This is a genomic window from Bradyrhizobium sp. SZCCHNR1051 (assembly GCF_032489615.1).
In the GTDB taxonomy this organism is placed as follows: domain Bacteria; phylum Pseudomonadota; class Alphaproteobacteria; order Rhizobiales; family Xanthobacteraceae; genus Bradyrhizobium.
Genome location: NZ_JAUEYJ010000002.1, coordinates 246897 through 259628, shown reverse-complemented (window position 1 = coordinate 259628; position 12732 = coordinate 246897). Strand labels below are relative to the sequence as shown.

Genomic DNA, 12732 nt, shown 5'->3' with positions numbered 1-12732 from the left:
AATGCTCAAGGAAACGTCCGACTACGACCAGCTCACTCGCGACTTCCGCTGGGACATCCCGGCGCAGTTCAACATCGCGGTCGCGACCTGCGATCGCCACGCCGACGGCTCCGCCCGCCTCGCGCTGGTCGTCGTCGAGGAGGACGGCGCCGCCCGGCGCGTCTCATTCGATGAGCTGCGCGATTACTCCTGTCGCTTCGCCAACGTATTGAAGGCCGATGGTCTCGCGCAGGGCGACCGCGTCGCGGTGTTCCTGTCGCAGTCGCTGGAGCTGCCGATCGTCCATCTGGCGGCGTTCCGCGCCGGTCTCGTCTCGGTGCCGCTGTTCACGCTGTTCGGCGAGGACGCGCTGCAATTCCGGCTGCAGAATTCCGGCGCCAAGGTCGTCGTCACCGACGCCACGGGCCTTGCGAAGCTTGCGCGCATTCGCGACCACCTGCCGGAACTCAAGACGATCTATGTCACTGACGGCGACGGCCTCGGCGCCCGAGCCTTCTGGCCGACGCTGGAGCGCGCCTCGGATCAATTCCCGACCGTCGCCACGTCGAGCGACGACCCTGCCATCATCATCTACACCTCGGGTACGACCGGAAATCCCAAGGGCGCGCTGCACGCCCATCGCGTACTGCTCGGCCACCTGCCCAATGTCGAGATGGTGCACGGCTTCCTGCCGAAGCCCGGCGACGTCATGTGGACGCCGGCGGATTGGGCGTGGATCGGCGGCCTGTTCGACGCGCTGTTTCCCGCATGGTATCACGCGATCCCGGTGATCGGTTATCGCGCCAGGAAATTCGAGCCGCAGGCCGCAATGCAACTGATGGCGGACTACGCCGTCCGCAACGTGTTCCTGCCCCCGACCGCGCTGAAGTTGATGCGCCAAGCCAATGTCAAGCACGAGGGCGTCAAGCTGCGCAGCATCCTCACCGGCGGCGAGTCGCTCGGCGCCGAGCTGCTCGACTGGGTGCGCGCGACCTTCGGCATCGACGCGCACGAGATCTACGGCCAGACCGAATGCAATCTCGTCGTCGGCAACAATGCGAGGCTGTTTCCGATCCGGCCGGGCTCGATGGGCAAGGCGACGCCGGGCTTCGAGGTACTGATCGTCAACGACAAGGGCGAGGAGCTGCCGCGCGGAGAGAGGGGCATCATCGGCGTGCGCCAGCCCAATCCCTGTACCATGATCGAATATTGGCGCAATCCGGAGGCGACGCAGAAGAAGTTCGCTCGTGACGTGCTGCTGACCGGCGATCTCGGCACCCAGGATGACGACGGCTATTTCTGGTATGCGAGCCGCGAGGACGATGTCATCACCTCGGCCGGCTATCGCATCGGCCCGGCCGAGATCGAGGACACGCTGCTCAAGCACCCGGCAGTCGCGCTGGCGGCCGTCGTCGGCATTCCCGACCCGGTGCGCACCGAGGCCATCAAGGCGTGGATCGTGCTGCGGCCCGGCTTCGTTGCAAATGACACTCTGTCGCGAGACATCCAGGACTTCGTCAAGGTCAAGCTCGCTGCGCATGAATACCCGCGCCACGTTGAATTCACCGACACCCTGCCGATGACGGCGACCGGCAAGGTGCTGAGGCGCGAGTTGCGGGCGCGGGGGTAGGGCGAGCTTGCTGCCGTGCGAGCCCGATGGCGCGGCTTGCGAGGCTTCCCCCGCTTGGTGACGAGCACGGGTTCAACAACATGCATCGGATGTGGCCGCGCCTGACCCCAGCTCTCGCCCGGTAAGGACGGGGGAGAGGACCTGCGGCGCCGCGCGGCTTCGCATCTCGCCTCACGGGACGCCACGGCTTAGACCCTGTCCGCTGCCTACAAGTTGAAATTGAAATCCTCGCCCTACCGCTGTTAGCATCATCGCCAACAAGAACAGTCAGGAGGGTACGCCGATGACCGCATCCGTCTCGGGACGATCCGATCCCGTGGTGCGCCGCATCACGACGGCCGATATCGCCGAAGCCTTGACGCAAGGCCTCCGTGATTTTCAGGCTCAGCCCATGTTCGGCCTTGCTTTCGGGCTGATCTACGTGCTCGGCGGCATCAGCATCGTGCTGTGCGTCACCGCGTTCGGCATGGTCTACCTGGCCTATCCGCTGGCCGCGGGCTTTGCGCTGATCGGCCCGTTCGTCGCGATCGGTCTCTACGAGGTCAGTCGCCGCCGCGAGCTCGGCCAGCCGATCACCTATGGCGCGATCTGGCGCACGATCACGTCACGCGGCGAGATTGCCTGGATGGCGTTCGTGACGCTATTTTTCTTCATTATCTGGATGTACCAGGTGCGCCTCCTGATCGCGCTGCTGCTTGGGCTCAATGCCTCGTTCTCCAGCATCAAGGAGTTCATGACCGTGGTGCTGACGACCAACGAGGGTCTGCTCTTTCTGGCGATCGGCAATCTCGACGGCGCCGCCCTGTCGCTGGTACTGTTCTCGCTCACGGTCGTATCGTTTCCGCTGCTGCTGGAGCGCGACGTCGATTTCGTGACGGCGATGATCACCAGCGTGCGCGCGGTCGTGACCAGTCCCGGCCCGATGATCGGCTGGGCCGCCGTCATCACCGTGCTACTGATCATCTCGGCATTGCCGTACTTCCTGGGGCTGCTGGTCACTGTGCCGGTGCTGGGCCATGCGAGCTGGCATCTGTACCGCCGGATCGTAGCTCCGGCGTAAGGCCAGGACTGCCGCGACGATCGCACGGGTTTGGTTCGAACCGCGGCTCGCCAATGGTCGGCCGGTCCCAATGTCGGAGAAGGATGATGCCGGATAACGTCGCCTTGTTTGCCGCGATCGTCCTATTGCTGCCGATGTTCTATCTGCTGCTGGCCGCGCCGGCGTTCCTGCTGGTGCGGCTCGACATCGTGCCGGTCACCCGGCTCCTGCGCGGCATGTTCGACTCCTACTTCGTGGCGCTTTCGATCGCTGGCGGCATCGGCGCGCTCGCCGTGCTGGCCGACGGCCGCCCCGTTCTGGGGCTGGGCATTGGCCTGATCGCGGCGTTCGCGCTGGTCTCGCGCCGCTGGTTTCTGCGGCAGATGGACGCGCGCATCCGCGACAGGGATTCCGGCGATGCGACGGCCGTGCGTCGGCTGCGCTGGCTGCATTGGGGTGGCATGCTGGGCAATGCGGTCCAGGTCGGCGCCGTCCTCGCCAGCATCCCACAGATCGCCGCGGTGTCGTAGCAGGCCTTGTCGTTTAAGGCACTGCAATCCCCATCGCCTTCAGGGCCGCCAGCATGCGCGTCGGCGGTGTCATCTTCACCGCGAGCGGCTTGCCGGTCTCGAGCACGCTCTTGAGGCTCGACAGGATGGCCGGCCAGCCCTGGCGTCCGCCGGACAGGATGTCGTCGGAGAGCGGCCGCTCGTGAGCTTCAGTCATCGTGAGACGGATGGCGTCGCCGGCCGGTTCGATCTCATAGGTCACGAGCGTGCGGCCCAGTGCCTCGACGAGGCCGGGCCAGTTGACGTCCCACGTGACGATCAGCCGGTGCGGCGGCTCGCAGACGATCACCTGGCCGCTGATGTGTTCGGAGCCGTCCGGCGCGCGCACGATGAAGGCGCCGCCCGCCCTCAGTTCGGCTTCAACGGCGAAGCCGAAGAAATATTGCCGGCTGAACTCGGCGGAGGTCAGCGCCTGCCACACTTTCTCAGGGCTGGCGGCGATGTAGATCGTGTAGACGGTGGCGGGCCTGAACTTTGCAAGATCCATCGCTCAGCCTCCTTTGCCGAGCGCTGACATCGGGATCGCCAGCGCCGTTCCGGTCTCCAGCAGACTTTTTAGGCCGGACAGGATCGCGGGCCAGCCGTTGGAAACCGCATCGAGCAATCTCCCCGCCCCTTCGAAGCCTTCATGTGTCAGGGTCAGCTTGACGGAGTTGCCGTGCTGTTCGATCGCGAACACGACCTTGGTCGGCTGCTCGTTGCGAAACTCGTCTTTCAGGACGTGCTGGAAAGTGTAGGAGAGCCGGCGTGGCGGATCGAACTCCAGAATCTGGCCGACATCCGTCGTCATCCCGTCGGTCACCAGCGCGAACGGCGAGCCGACGCGCCAGTCGGAATGCAGTTCGGTGCCGAACCAGTAGCGCTTCGCGAATTCGTTTGATGTCAGCGCTTCCCACAATTTCTCGGGCGTCGTCGCGATATACGTGACGTAGACGAATTCGGGCTTACTCATCGCGCTCCTCCAATTGCCGCTTCAACTCGCTGAGCGCGGCGAGCTTGCCGCGCTCGAATTTCTTGATCCAGCGCTCCCCGATGTGATGGATCGGCACCGGATTGAGATAGTGCAGCTTCTCGCGGCCATGCCGGATCGTCGCGACCAGATTGGCCGCTTCCAGAATGGCAAGGTGCTTGGTCACGGCCTGTCGCGTCATCGCGAGGCCGTCGCAGAGTTCGGTCAGGGTTTGCCCGTTCCGCGCGTGGAGCCTGTCGAGCAGGGCGCGTCGTGAGCCGTCCGCAAGCGCCTTGAAGACATCATCCATGTGAGAAAGAATAGGCAACCAAATGGTTGCGTGTCAAGAGCGCTGCGGTGTGGATCGCGCGAGGAAAAGCGGGCTTCCCTCTGCAGACATGTCGTGCATTAGTGAGCGCCTCACTCGCATCGAGGCGCCTCATGTCCCTGCAAGTCTATCTCGCCTTCGTCGCCGCCTGTATCGGGCTCGCGCTGCTGCCGGGTCCCGTCGTGACGCTGCTGATCGCCAACGGTCTGCGCCACGGGACCCGCGCCGCGCTCATCAATATCGCCGGCGTGCAGACCGGGCTGGCGATCGCGATCGGCATCGTCGCCGTCGGCCTGACGTCGCTGATGGCCACGATGGGCTATTGGTTCGAATGGGTGCGGCTGATCGGTGCGGCCTATCTGGTGTGGCTCGGCATTCAGCTCATCCGCTCGCCGATCGAGGGGATCTCTGCGGGCGAGGCGCCGCCACCGCCGCCGCGCGGCGGCTTTTTCCTGCAGGGGCTGCTGGTGCTGCTCTCGAACCCGAAGGTGATGGTGTTCTTCGGCGCGTTCCTGCCGCAGTTCATGGACATGAGCCGGGATCACGTGCCGCAGGTCGGTTTGCTCGGCGTCACCTTCATGTTGATTGCGGGTCTCACCGACGCGATCTATGCGCTGCTCGCGGGCCGTGCGCGAAAACTGTTCTCGGCCAGGCGGACGCGGCTGGTGTCGCGCATCTCCGGCGGCTTCATGATCGGCGGCGGCGTGTGGCTGGCGCTGACGCGGGCGCGCTGACGAGCTCGCCTCCGCAGCCCCAGCCTTCCTTCCATCATCCTTCGAGACGCCGGCCCTCGGCGAGCTCCTCAGGACGAAGGCAAATTCGCCGCGCAGTCTAAAACCTCCTGGTGAGGAGCGCCGCGCGTGGCGCGTCTCCGGACGATGCTTCGCATCGCCGGGAGAGCAATGAGGCCGCACTGACACCGGACCGGTCTGCGACCGACTCGAGGTTCTGCGGCGGTCGCGCTACAGGCTGATCGTTCCCTTCACCACCGGCGCGACGTCACCGCCGATCCAGATCGTCTCGCCGTCCTGCGCAACATGGACGCGGCCGGCGCGGCCGAGAACCGTGCCCTGGGAGGCGACATATTGCTTCGGAGCAATTCCGGCTCCGATCAGCCATTGCGCCAGACTTGCATTGAGGCTGCCCGTCACCGGGTCCTCGCCGCCACCCCACATGAAGCCGCGGACCTCGTAGTCGGCCTCCGGACCATCCTGCGCCCGATCCCATGGCGCAACCACGCCGATCGGCTGTTGCGGCAGCGCCGCCGGATTGAAGCGGATGTCGAGCAGCGCGCGGCGCGAGTCGATCAGCACGCCGATCCAGCCCGGGCCGTTGTCGACCCACTGCACGGCGCGCACCGTGCTCGATTGGATGCCGAGCGCTGCTGTGATCCTGCTCGTCAGCTCGGCATCGACGGCGCCGGAGCGCCTGAGCGGCGGGGCTGCGAAGGCGAGCCGGTCTCCGTCACGCTTGATGCGCACGAGACCCGCGCCGCATTCCTGCACCACATGCTCGCCCTTCGGCCGGCCGCCGAGCGCGAGCCATACGTGGCACGAGCCGAGCGTCGGATGGCCCGCAAAAGGCAGCTCGCGCTGCGGGCTGAAGATGCGCACGCGATAATCGGCGCCCGGATTCTGAGCGCGTGACAGGAAGGTCGTCTCGGACAGATTGGTCCAGTTGGCGATCGCCCGCATCGCCGCATCGTCGAGGCCGTCGGCCTCGGCGATCACGGCAAGCGGGTTGCCCTTGAAGGCGACCTTGGAGAACACGTCGACTTGATGGAACGGAAGCATCGGCATGGCTGTGTCCTCCCAGGTCTCGTTGTCAGTCGCGCCAGAACGGCTTGTTGGCCTCTTCCTGGACGATCGCCGGATCAAGGCCGCAATCACGCATCTGTTCGCGATCGAGCATCGCCAGCTCGGACCGCCAGAACAGGCGCTGCAGCCAGAGTTGCGGCACCCCGAGCAAATTGCTCTTTCCGTGGGCAACTTGCGGAGTTGCCCAACGCTGCGCCAGGGAATATGCCATGAGTCACCTATTGCTCTTCAATTGCGTTGTTCGAAGAGCAATCGCGCAGTACATATCTCGGTGCAATCGAAACATTGCTCTCGGTGCAATATAGCATGAATGCTTCGTATACGGTCCTGGTGGACGACATCGCCGAGGACATCGCCAACGGCAGGCTGAAGGCCGGCGACCGGCTGCCGCCGCAGCGCCAGTTTGCCTACGAGCGAGGAATTGCCGCCTCCACGGCAGCCCGTGTCTATGCCGAATTGTTGCGCAGGGGCCTGGTCGTGGGCGAGGTCGGGCGCGGCACTTTCGTCGCAGGAGAGGCGGTGCCGGTGCCGCCCTCGCTGCGGCTGGAGCCGTTCGACGGCCGCATCGATCTCGAGTTCAATTTTCCGACACTGCCCGACCAGGCGGCCATGATCGCGAAATCGATGGCGGTCTGGCAGCGGCCGGAGAAGCTCGCGCCGGTGCTGGCGCCGATCACGCAGCGCCGGCTGGCCGAGGCCGGGCGCACCGCCGCGGCCTTCTTCGCGAGCGAGCGCTGGCGCCCGCGCGCGGAGAACTTTGTCTTCGCCGGCAGCGGTCGGCAGTCGCTGGCTGCGGCGATCTCGGCGCTGGTGCCGGTCGGTGGCCGGCTCGGCGTCGAGGCCGTGACCTATCCGATGATCAAGGGCATCGCGGCGCGGCTCGGCGTGACCCTGGTGCCGCTCGCGATGGACGGCGAGGGCGTCCGCCCGGACGCGCTGACCAAGGCGCATCGCAGCAGTGCGCTCAACGCGATCTACATCCAGCCGGTGATGCAGAATCCGCTCGGCCTGACGATGAGCGAGGCGAGGCGCGAGGAGATCGTGCGTCTGGTGCGCAAGCACGAGCTGATGATCATCGAGGATCTGGTCTACGGCTTCCTCAGCGATCAGGTCTCGCTGGCGACGCAGGCCGAGGAGCGCGTCGTCGTGGTCGACAGCCTTGCCAAGCGGCTCGCGCCGGGGATTGCGGTCGGTTTTCTCTACGTGCCGGGAAGCATGCGCGAAAAATTCGCCGCCACGGTGCGCACCGGGGCCTGGTCGGTGACGTCGCTGGCGCTGGCCGCCGGCATGGGGCTGCTCGCCGACGGCACGGCGGCCGAGATCACCAGGCGCAAGCGCGCCGATGCGCTGGTGCGGCAGGCGATCGTCGCCGAGTGCCTCGCCGGCCATCACATCGAGGCCGATCCGCGCTCCTACCATGTCTGGCTGCATCTGCCGGAGGGCTGGCGCGCCGAAGCCTTGACCGCCGCGGCCGCGCGCGCCGGCATCGCGATCACGCCTGCGAGCGCGTTTGCGGTGGCACACGGCCATTCACCGAACGCGGTGCGGCTCGCGCTCGGCCTGCCGAGCCATGACGATCTGCGGACAGCGCTGTGGCGGCTTGCCGGCCTGCTCGCGCATCACGACGCCTCTGACATCACGGAGTAGCGAGCTACGCGAGACCCTTGCTGCGCAGCTCGACCTCTATCTCGCCGAGAATGCGGATCAGCCGCTCGGCACAGCGCTGCTGGCCCTCGGGCTCGGCGATTTCGTTCTGACGAATCTCGATGCCGGAATTGATCAGCCCGCGCGCCTCGCCATGCACGGGGATGGTGTAGTCGGTGCCGTCGCCGACCGCATAGGGCTGGTTGTCGCCCACCACGAGATCGGGCTCGGCCCGCAGCGCCTTCAACAGCAGCGGCGGCAGCACGCGGTCGTGCTGGTACAGCGTGCCGATGTGCCAGGGCCGCGCGATGCCGGCATAGACTGGCGTGAAGCTGTGCAGCGAGACGAGGATGGTCGGCCGGCCGGCGGCCTTGCGCGCATCGAGCGCGTCAGTGATCCGGTCGTGATAGGGATCGAAGACGACGCGCCGCCGCAGCTCGGCGTCCTCATGCGTCAGGCCCTCATTGCCGGGGATCGTGGTGCGCTCGCTGATCATCGGAATCGAGTTCGGCGCCTTCGGTGACCTGTTGCAGTCGATCACCAGACGCGAATAGCGCTGCGCCACCAGATGCGCATCGAGTGCCCGCGATACTTGCTCCGCGACCTCGGCAATGCCGATGTCCCAGGCGATGTGCCGCTCGAGCTCGCTTTCGGGCAGGCCGAGATCGCCGAGTGCGCGCGGCAGCAGGCGGCCGTAGTGATCGCACGTGAAGAACAAGGCCGACGCGCCACCGGCGTTGCGCTCGAGCACAGGCGGAACTTCGTCTGGCTGAAGGAGTAGATGAGTGTTGCTCGTGCCGGACACGGTCATGCTGCCTCTCGTTGCTTCATGAAGCGGCAGACCGATCTCGGATTGGGCAGACAGATGAGGATTTGGCCGGCGGACATCATGATGGTCGCCCAAACGTTGCTGATTCTGGCGATCATTCACAAGACAGAAGTTCGCAATGGGCCTACGGTCCGGGCTGGATGAGGCTGGCGCATCGTGCCGCCCGAACGAGGCAGGGAGGCTTCATGCTGATCAAGGTTGGATTCGAGATCGCCTATGCGGCCCCGGCGGCGACGCCGATGGTGATCATGCTGTCGATCCATCCGTCGCGCTTTCCGGACATCGTCGGCACCGAGACGATCACGACAGAGCCGAAGGTGCCGATCAAGTTCTACAACGACAGCTTCGGCAATCTCTGTGGACGCCTGGTGGCGCCGGCCGGCGGGGTCACCTTCCATGGCAGCGCCATCGTCCGCGACAGTGGGCGGCCGGACGCAATCGATCCCGGCGCGCAGCAACTGCCGATCGAACAATTGCCCGATGAGCTTCTGCTGTATCTGATGCCGAGCCGCTATTGCGAGACCGACAAGCTGGCCGAGGTCGCGTGGTCGTTGTTCGGCCGTGCGCCGGCGGGATGGGCGCGCGTGCAGGCGATCTGCGACTTCGTGCACAGCCACGTCACCTTCGGCTATGAGCACGCCCACGCCATGAAGTCGGCGCACGACGTCTATCAGCAGCGCGCCGGCGTCTGCCGCGACTTCGCCCACCTCGCGCTGACCTTCTGCCGCTGCATGGGCATTCCGGCGCGCTATTGCACCGGTTATCTCGGCGACATCGGCGTGCCGCCGGACCCCGTCCCGATGGATTTCTCGGGCTGGTTCGAGGTCTATCTCTCGGGCCGGTGGTACACGTTCGATGCCCGCCACAACGTTCCGCGCATCGGCCGCATCCTGATGGCGACCGGACGGGACGCCGCCGACGTCGCGCTGTCGACCTCGTTTGGCCTGATGACGCTGACCAAATTTCACGTCGTCAGCGACGAGATCATGGCTGCCTGAGCGGAGCAGGGCGCGGCCGGGCGCTTCGCATCATCGGCGATCGCCGCTATAGACGGGCCATGACTGATCTTCTCTTCGTCTACGGCACCCTGATGCGCGGCTTCGACCATCCGATGGCGCGGCTGCTGTCGGCCAATGCCGATTTCGTCGCCGAGGCCAGCTGCCGCGCCCGGCTCTACCGCATCCAGCACTATCCCGGCCTGGTGCTGTCGGACAATGCCGCCGATCTCGTCCATGGCGAGCTGTTCCGGCTGCGCCAGCCCGAGCCGATGCTGCGCGAGTTCGACATGTACGAGGCCTGCGGCGAAGGCTTCACCGCGCCGACCGAATATCTGCGCCGGTGCCTCGCCGTGACGCTGGCCGACGGCAGCGTCAGCCAAGCCTGGACCTATGTCTACAACTGGCCGGTGGACGAGGCCGGCCGCATCCCTTCGGGGCGCTTCCTGGCGCCGTGACCCGGTCTCTCCACGCGGTCATTCCGGGCTCGCCCTGCGGGCGCCCCGGAATGACCGGAGGATCGAGCTGGCCTGTGAATAGCCCGGACAAGCCGGAGGAAGTTCACATTTCGTACACGGCTGCCTATATGCCTAGGCCATCACCACAGGACCTCCGCCCCGCTCATGGCCCGCTTCACGCCGGAATTTCTCGATGAGCTGCGCGCCCGGCTTCCGGTCTCGGACGTCGTCGGCAAGCGCGTCAAGCTCAAGAAGGCGGGGCGCGAGTGGAAGGGGCTGTCGCCGTTCCAGCAGGAGAAGACGCCGTCCTTCTACGTCAACGACCAGAAGGGTTTTTATCACGACTTCTCCTCCGGCAAGCACGGCAACATCTTCGACTTCGTGATGGAGACCGAGGGCTGCAGCTTCCCCGAAGCCGTCGAGCGGCTGGCGGGAATCGCCGGCCTGGCGCTGCCGGCGGTGACGCCCGACGCGGCGCGCCAGGAGCGCCAGCGCAAGACGCTGTATGACGTGATGGAGCTGGCGACGAAGTTCTTTTCTGACACGCTGGCGTCCCGTCATGGCGCGCGCGCCCGCGGCTATCTTGCCGATCGCGCGATCCTGCCGCAGACGCAGCTCCAATTCCGGCTTGGCTACGCGCCGCCGGATCGGTTCGGCTTGAAGGAATATCTCGGCGCCCAGGGCGTGCCGGTGGCCGACATGGTCGAGGCGGGATTGCTGGTCGGTGGCGACGACATTCCGGTGCCCTACGACCGCTTCCGCGACCGCGTGGTGTTCCCGATCACCGACCTCCGCGGCCGCGTCATCGCCTTCGGCGGCCGCGCGCTGCAGAAGGACGTGCCGGCGAAATATCTCAACTCGCCGGAGACGCCGCTCTTCCACAAGGGCGACAACCTCTACAATCTCCCCAGCGCCCGCCAGGCCGCGCATAATGGCGCGCCGATGATCGTGGTCGAGGGCTATGTCGACGTCATCGCGCTGGTGGCGGCCGGCTTTGCCGGCGCCGTGGCGCCGCTCGGCACCGCGCTCACCGAGAGCCAGCTTTCGTTGATCTGGAAGATGGTCGACGAGCCGATCCTGTGCTTCGACGGCGACCGCGCCGGCCAGAAGGCGGCCTATCGGGCCGCGGACCTTGCTTTGCCGCATCTCAAGCCCGGCAAGAGCCTCCGCTTCGCGCTGCTGCCGGAAGGACAGGATCCCGACGACCTCGTCCGCTCCGGCGGCCGCGGCGCGGTCGAGGAGGTGCTCAAAGTCGCAAAGCCGCTGGCCGAGGTGATCTGGTCGCGCGAGGTCGAGGGCGGCAGCTTCAACACGCCGGAGCGCCGCGCCGCGCTGGAGGCGCGGATCGGCCAGCTCACCGGCGGCATCGCCGACGAGGTGGTACGGCGCTACTACAAGCAGGACCTCAGCGATCGGCTGTACCGGGCGTTCGCCCCAGACGGCGGCCGGGGCTTTGGCCGCGGCTACGGTGCCGAATCAGGACGGCGGTTTAGCCCCCGCAGTCCCGGTTCCGGACAATCGGGGCGGTTATCCACAGGGGGCGGCCGCCGCGGCGGACCGCCATCCACAGGCCCGGCGATGGCCCGCGGCCCCTACCAGGCGGCCAGCCCGCAGCTCGCCATGAGCCCGATCATGCGCGGCCAGCGCTCGGCGATCTCGCGCCGGGAGGCCCTGATCCTGCAGTGCCTGATCAACCACCCTTGGCTCCTGCACGATCACCTGGAGGAGGTCGCCGCGCTGGAGCTGGCCCATCCCGAGGCGCACAAGCTCCGCGCTGCCGTCATCGCCGCCTTCGCCCACGACCACCACCATTCGCCGGACCCGGACGAGCAGGCCGAGAAGATGCGGGCCGATCTGGAGAAGTCTGGCTTTTCTGAGCTTCTTCAACGGGTTGAGCGGGCGATCACGACCGCGGCGGTGTGGGCGACCAAGTCGGGGGCGGCGCGCGATGACGTTCTTGCGACCTGGCATCAGCTCGTTGCCTTGCATCGGCAATGGCACTCCTTACTTAGGGAATTGAAGGATGCCGAGCTGGCGCTGGGCGAGGAGCCGAGCGAGCCGAACATGGGATGGTTGAGGGACGTGAAGGCCAGGATGGCCGAGATGGACGGTACCGAAGCGCTGATCGAAGGCTTCGGGGAACTGTCCGGACGGACCAACCGCAACGTGTAGACTGGACGCCCGGCGCCCAGTCGCCAGTTGAGCACATTTCGGCCCGGTCCGCCCGCGCGGTATCAGGTCCGCGCGAAAAGACTCGCCAAATCCATGGTTTGGCTGCAAAAACAGGGTTAATCGAAGTTTAAGAGGTCCGGGGCATTTTCTGCAGCAGATGGGTTGGTTTCGCTGTCGGACACCGCGCCTGCATGTCGGGCGCCGGATTCGATTGCAAAACCGGTATCGCTTTTGCAAGAAACGCGCGCCGGTCCGAAAACGGGACGACACCAGCGACAGACTTCAGGGGGTGGCGACGTTAAAAGTGCGCCGCCCTTTCCGCG

The 12732-nt window shown here is 66.1% G+C and carries 14 protein-coding genes; 8 read left to right on the top strand and 6 right to left on the bottom strand.

Annotation, left to right across the window (positions count from 1 at the left end; genetic code table 11):
- Nucleotide 1: 1 nt before the first annotated feature.
- The 3 genes from QW868_RS03130 to QW868_RS03120 all read left to right on the top strand — a co-directional run bounded on the left by QW868_RS03130 (nucleotide 2) and on the right by QW868_RS03120 (nucleotide 3178).
- Nucleotides 2-1609, top strand: a complete 1608-nt coding sequence (locus QW868_RS03130) for an acyl-CoA synthetase (protein WP_316229903.1) — start codon at nucleotides 2-4, stop codon at nucleotides 1607-1609.
- Between the two features lie 283 nt (nucleotides 1610-1892).
- Complete coding sequence (locus QW868_RS03125) at nucleotides 1893-2669, top strand: DUF2189 domain-containing protein (protein WP_315736385.1); 777 nt, start codon at nucleotides 1893-1895, stop codon at nucleotides 2667-2669.
- An 86-nt stretch (nucleotides 2670-2755) separates the two neighbouring features.
- The gene (locus QW868_RS03120) at nucleotides 2756-3178 is read left to right on the top strand and encodes a hypothetical protein (RefSeq protein ID WP_316229902.1); all 423 of its coding nucleotides are present in this window, start codon (nucleotides 2756-2758) and stop codon (nucleotides 3176-3178) included.
- A 13-nt stretch (nucleotides 3179-3191) separates the two neighbouring features.
- Here QW868_RS03120 and QW868_RS03115 read toward each other — a convergent pair whose 3' ends face one another.
- From QW868_RS03115 to QW868_RS03105, 3 genes are read right to left on the bottom strand one after another with little or no spacing between them, the layout of a single operon-like run.
- Complete coding sequence (locus QW868_RS03115; protein WP_316229901.1) at nucleotides 3192-3704, bottom strand: SRPBCC family protein; 513 nt, start codon at nucleotides 3702-3704, stop codon at nucleotides 3192-3194.
- Between the two features lie 3 nt (nucleotides 3705-3707).
- Nucleotides 3708-4169 carry an SRPBCC family protein gene (locus QW868_RS03110; protein ID WP_316229900.1) on the bottom strand — a complete coding sequence of 154 codons (462 nt, stop codon included), beginning with the start codon at nucleotides 4167-4169 and terminating at the stop codon, nucleotides 3708-3710.
- Nucleotides 4162-4476: a helix-turn-helix domain-containing protein gene (locus QW868_RS03105; protein ID WP_315717502.1), complete on the bottom strand. Its 315-nt coding sequence runs from the start codon at nucleotides 4474-4476 to the stop codon at nucleotides 4162-4164. Before QW868_RS03105 ends, QW868_RS03110 begins: the two co-directional genes overlap by 8 nt.
- A 131-nt stretch (nucleotides 4477-4607) precedes the next feature.
- On the opposite strand from QW868_RS03105, the gene QW868_RS03100 reads away from it, so the two are divergent.
- A complete protein-coding gene (locus QW868_RS03100) occupies nucleotides 4608-5228 on the top strand; it encodes a LysE family translocator (RefSeq protein WP_315736389.1) in 621 nt (206 codons plus the stop codon).
- Nucleotides 5229-5456: 228 nt separating this feature from the next.
- Here QW868_RS03100 and QW868_RS03095 read toward each other — a convergent pair whose 3' ends face one another.
- Together QW868_RS03095 and QW868_RS03090 are read right to left on the bottom strand one after the other, a co-directional pair.
- Entirely contained in the window at nucleotides 5457-6293 is an 837-nt protein-coding gene (locus QW868_RS03095) for a PhzF family phenazine biosynthesis protein (protein ID WP_316229899.1), read from the bottom strand.
- Between the two features lie 25 nt (nucleotides 6294-6318).
- Nucleotides 6319-6522, bottom strand: coding sequence for a hypothetical protein (locus tag QW868_RS03090; RefSeq protein ID WP_315758782.1), 204 nt, complete (start codon nucleotides 6520-6522; stop codon nucleotides 6319-6321).
- Nucleotides 6523-6548: 26 nt separating this feature from the next.
- On the opposite strand from QW868_RS03090, the gene QW868_RS03085 reads away from it, so the two are divergent.
- Nucleotides 6549-7958: a PLP-dependent aminotransferase family protein gene (locus tag QW868_RS03085; RefSeq protein WP_316229898.1), complete on the top strand. Its 1410-nt coding sequence runs from the start codon at nucleotides 6549-6551 to the stop codon at nucleotides 7956-7958.
- Between the two features lie 4 nt (nucleotides 7959-7962).
- Here QW868_RS03085 and QW868_RS03080 read toward each other — a convergent pair whose 3' ends face one another.
- Nucleotides 7963-8766 (bottom strand): N-formylglutamate amidohydrolase, encoded by an 804-nt coding sequence (locus tag QW868_RS03080; RefSeq protein WP_316229897.1) that lies wholly within the window; start codon nucleotides 8764-8766, stop codon nucleotides 7963-7965.
- A 203-nt stretch (nucleotides 8767-8969) separates the two neighbouring features.
- Between QW868_RS03080 and QW868_RS03075 the strand changes: the two genes are divergently transcribed.
- From QW868_RS03075 to dnaG, 3 genes are all read left to right on the top strand, one after another.
- Nucleotides 8970-9782, top strand: a complete 813-nt coding sequence (locus QW868_RS03075; RefSeq protein WP_315736393.1) for a transglutaminase family protein — start codon at nucleotides 8970-8972, stop codon at nucleotides 9780-9782.
- Between the two features lie 59 nt (nucleotides 9783-9841).
- On the top strand, nucleotides 9842-10237 hold the full coding sequence (locus tag QW868_RS03070; protein WP_316229896.1) for a gamma-glutamylcyclotransferase family protein: 396 nt from the start codon (nucleotides 9842-9844) through the stop codon (nucleotides 10235-10237).
- Nucleotides 10238-10402: 165 nt separating this feature from the next.
- Complete coding sequence (dnaG, locus tag QW868_RS03065) at nucleotides 10403-12409, top strand: DNA primase (RefSeq protein WP_316229895.1); 2007 nt, start codon at nucleotides 10403-10405, stop codon at nucleotides 12407-12409.
- Nucleotides 12410-12732 lie beyond the last annotated feature (323 nt).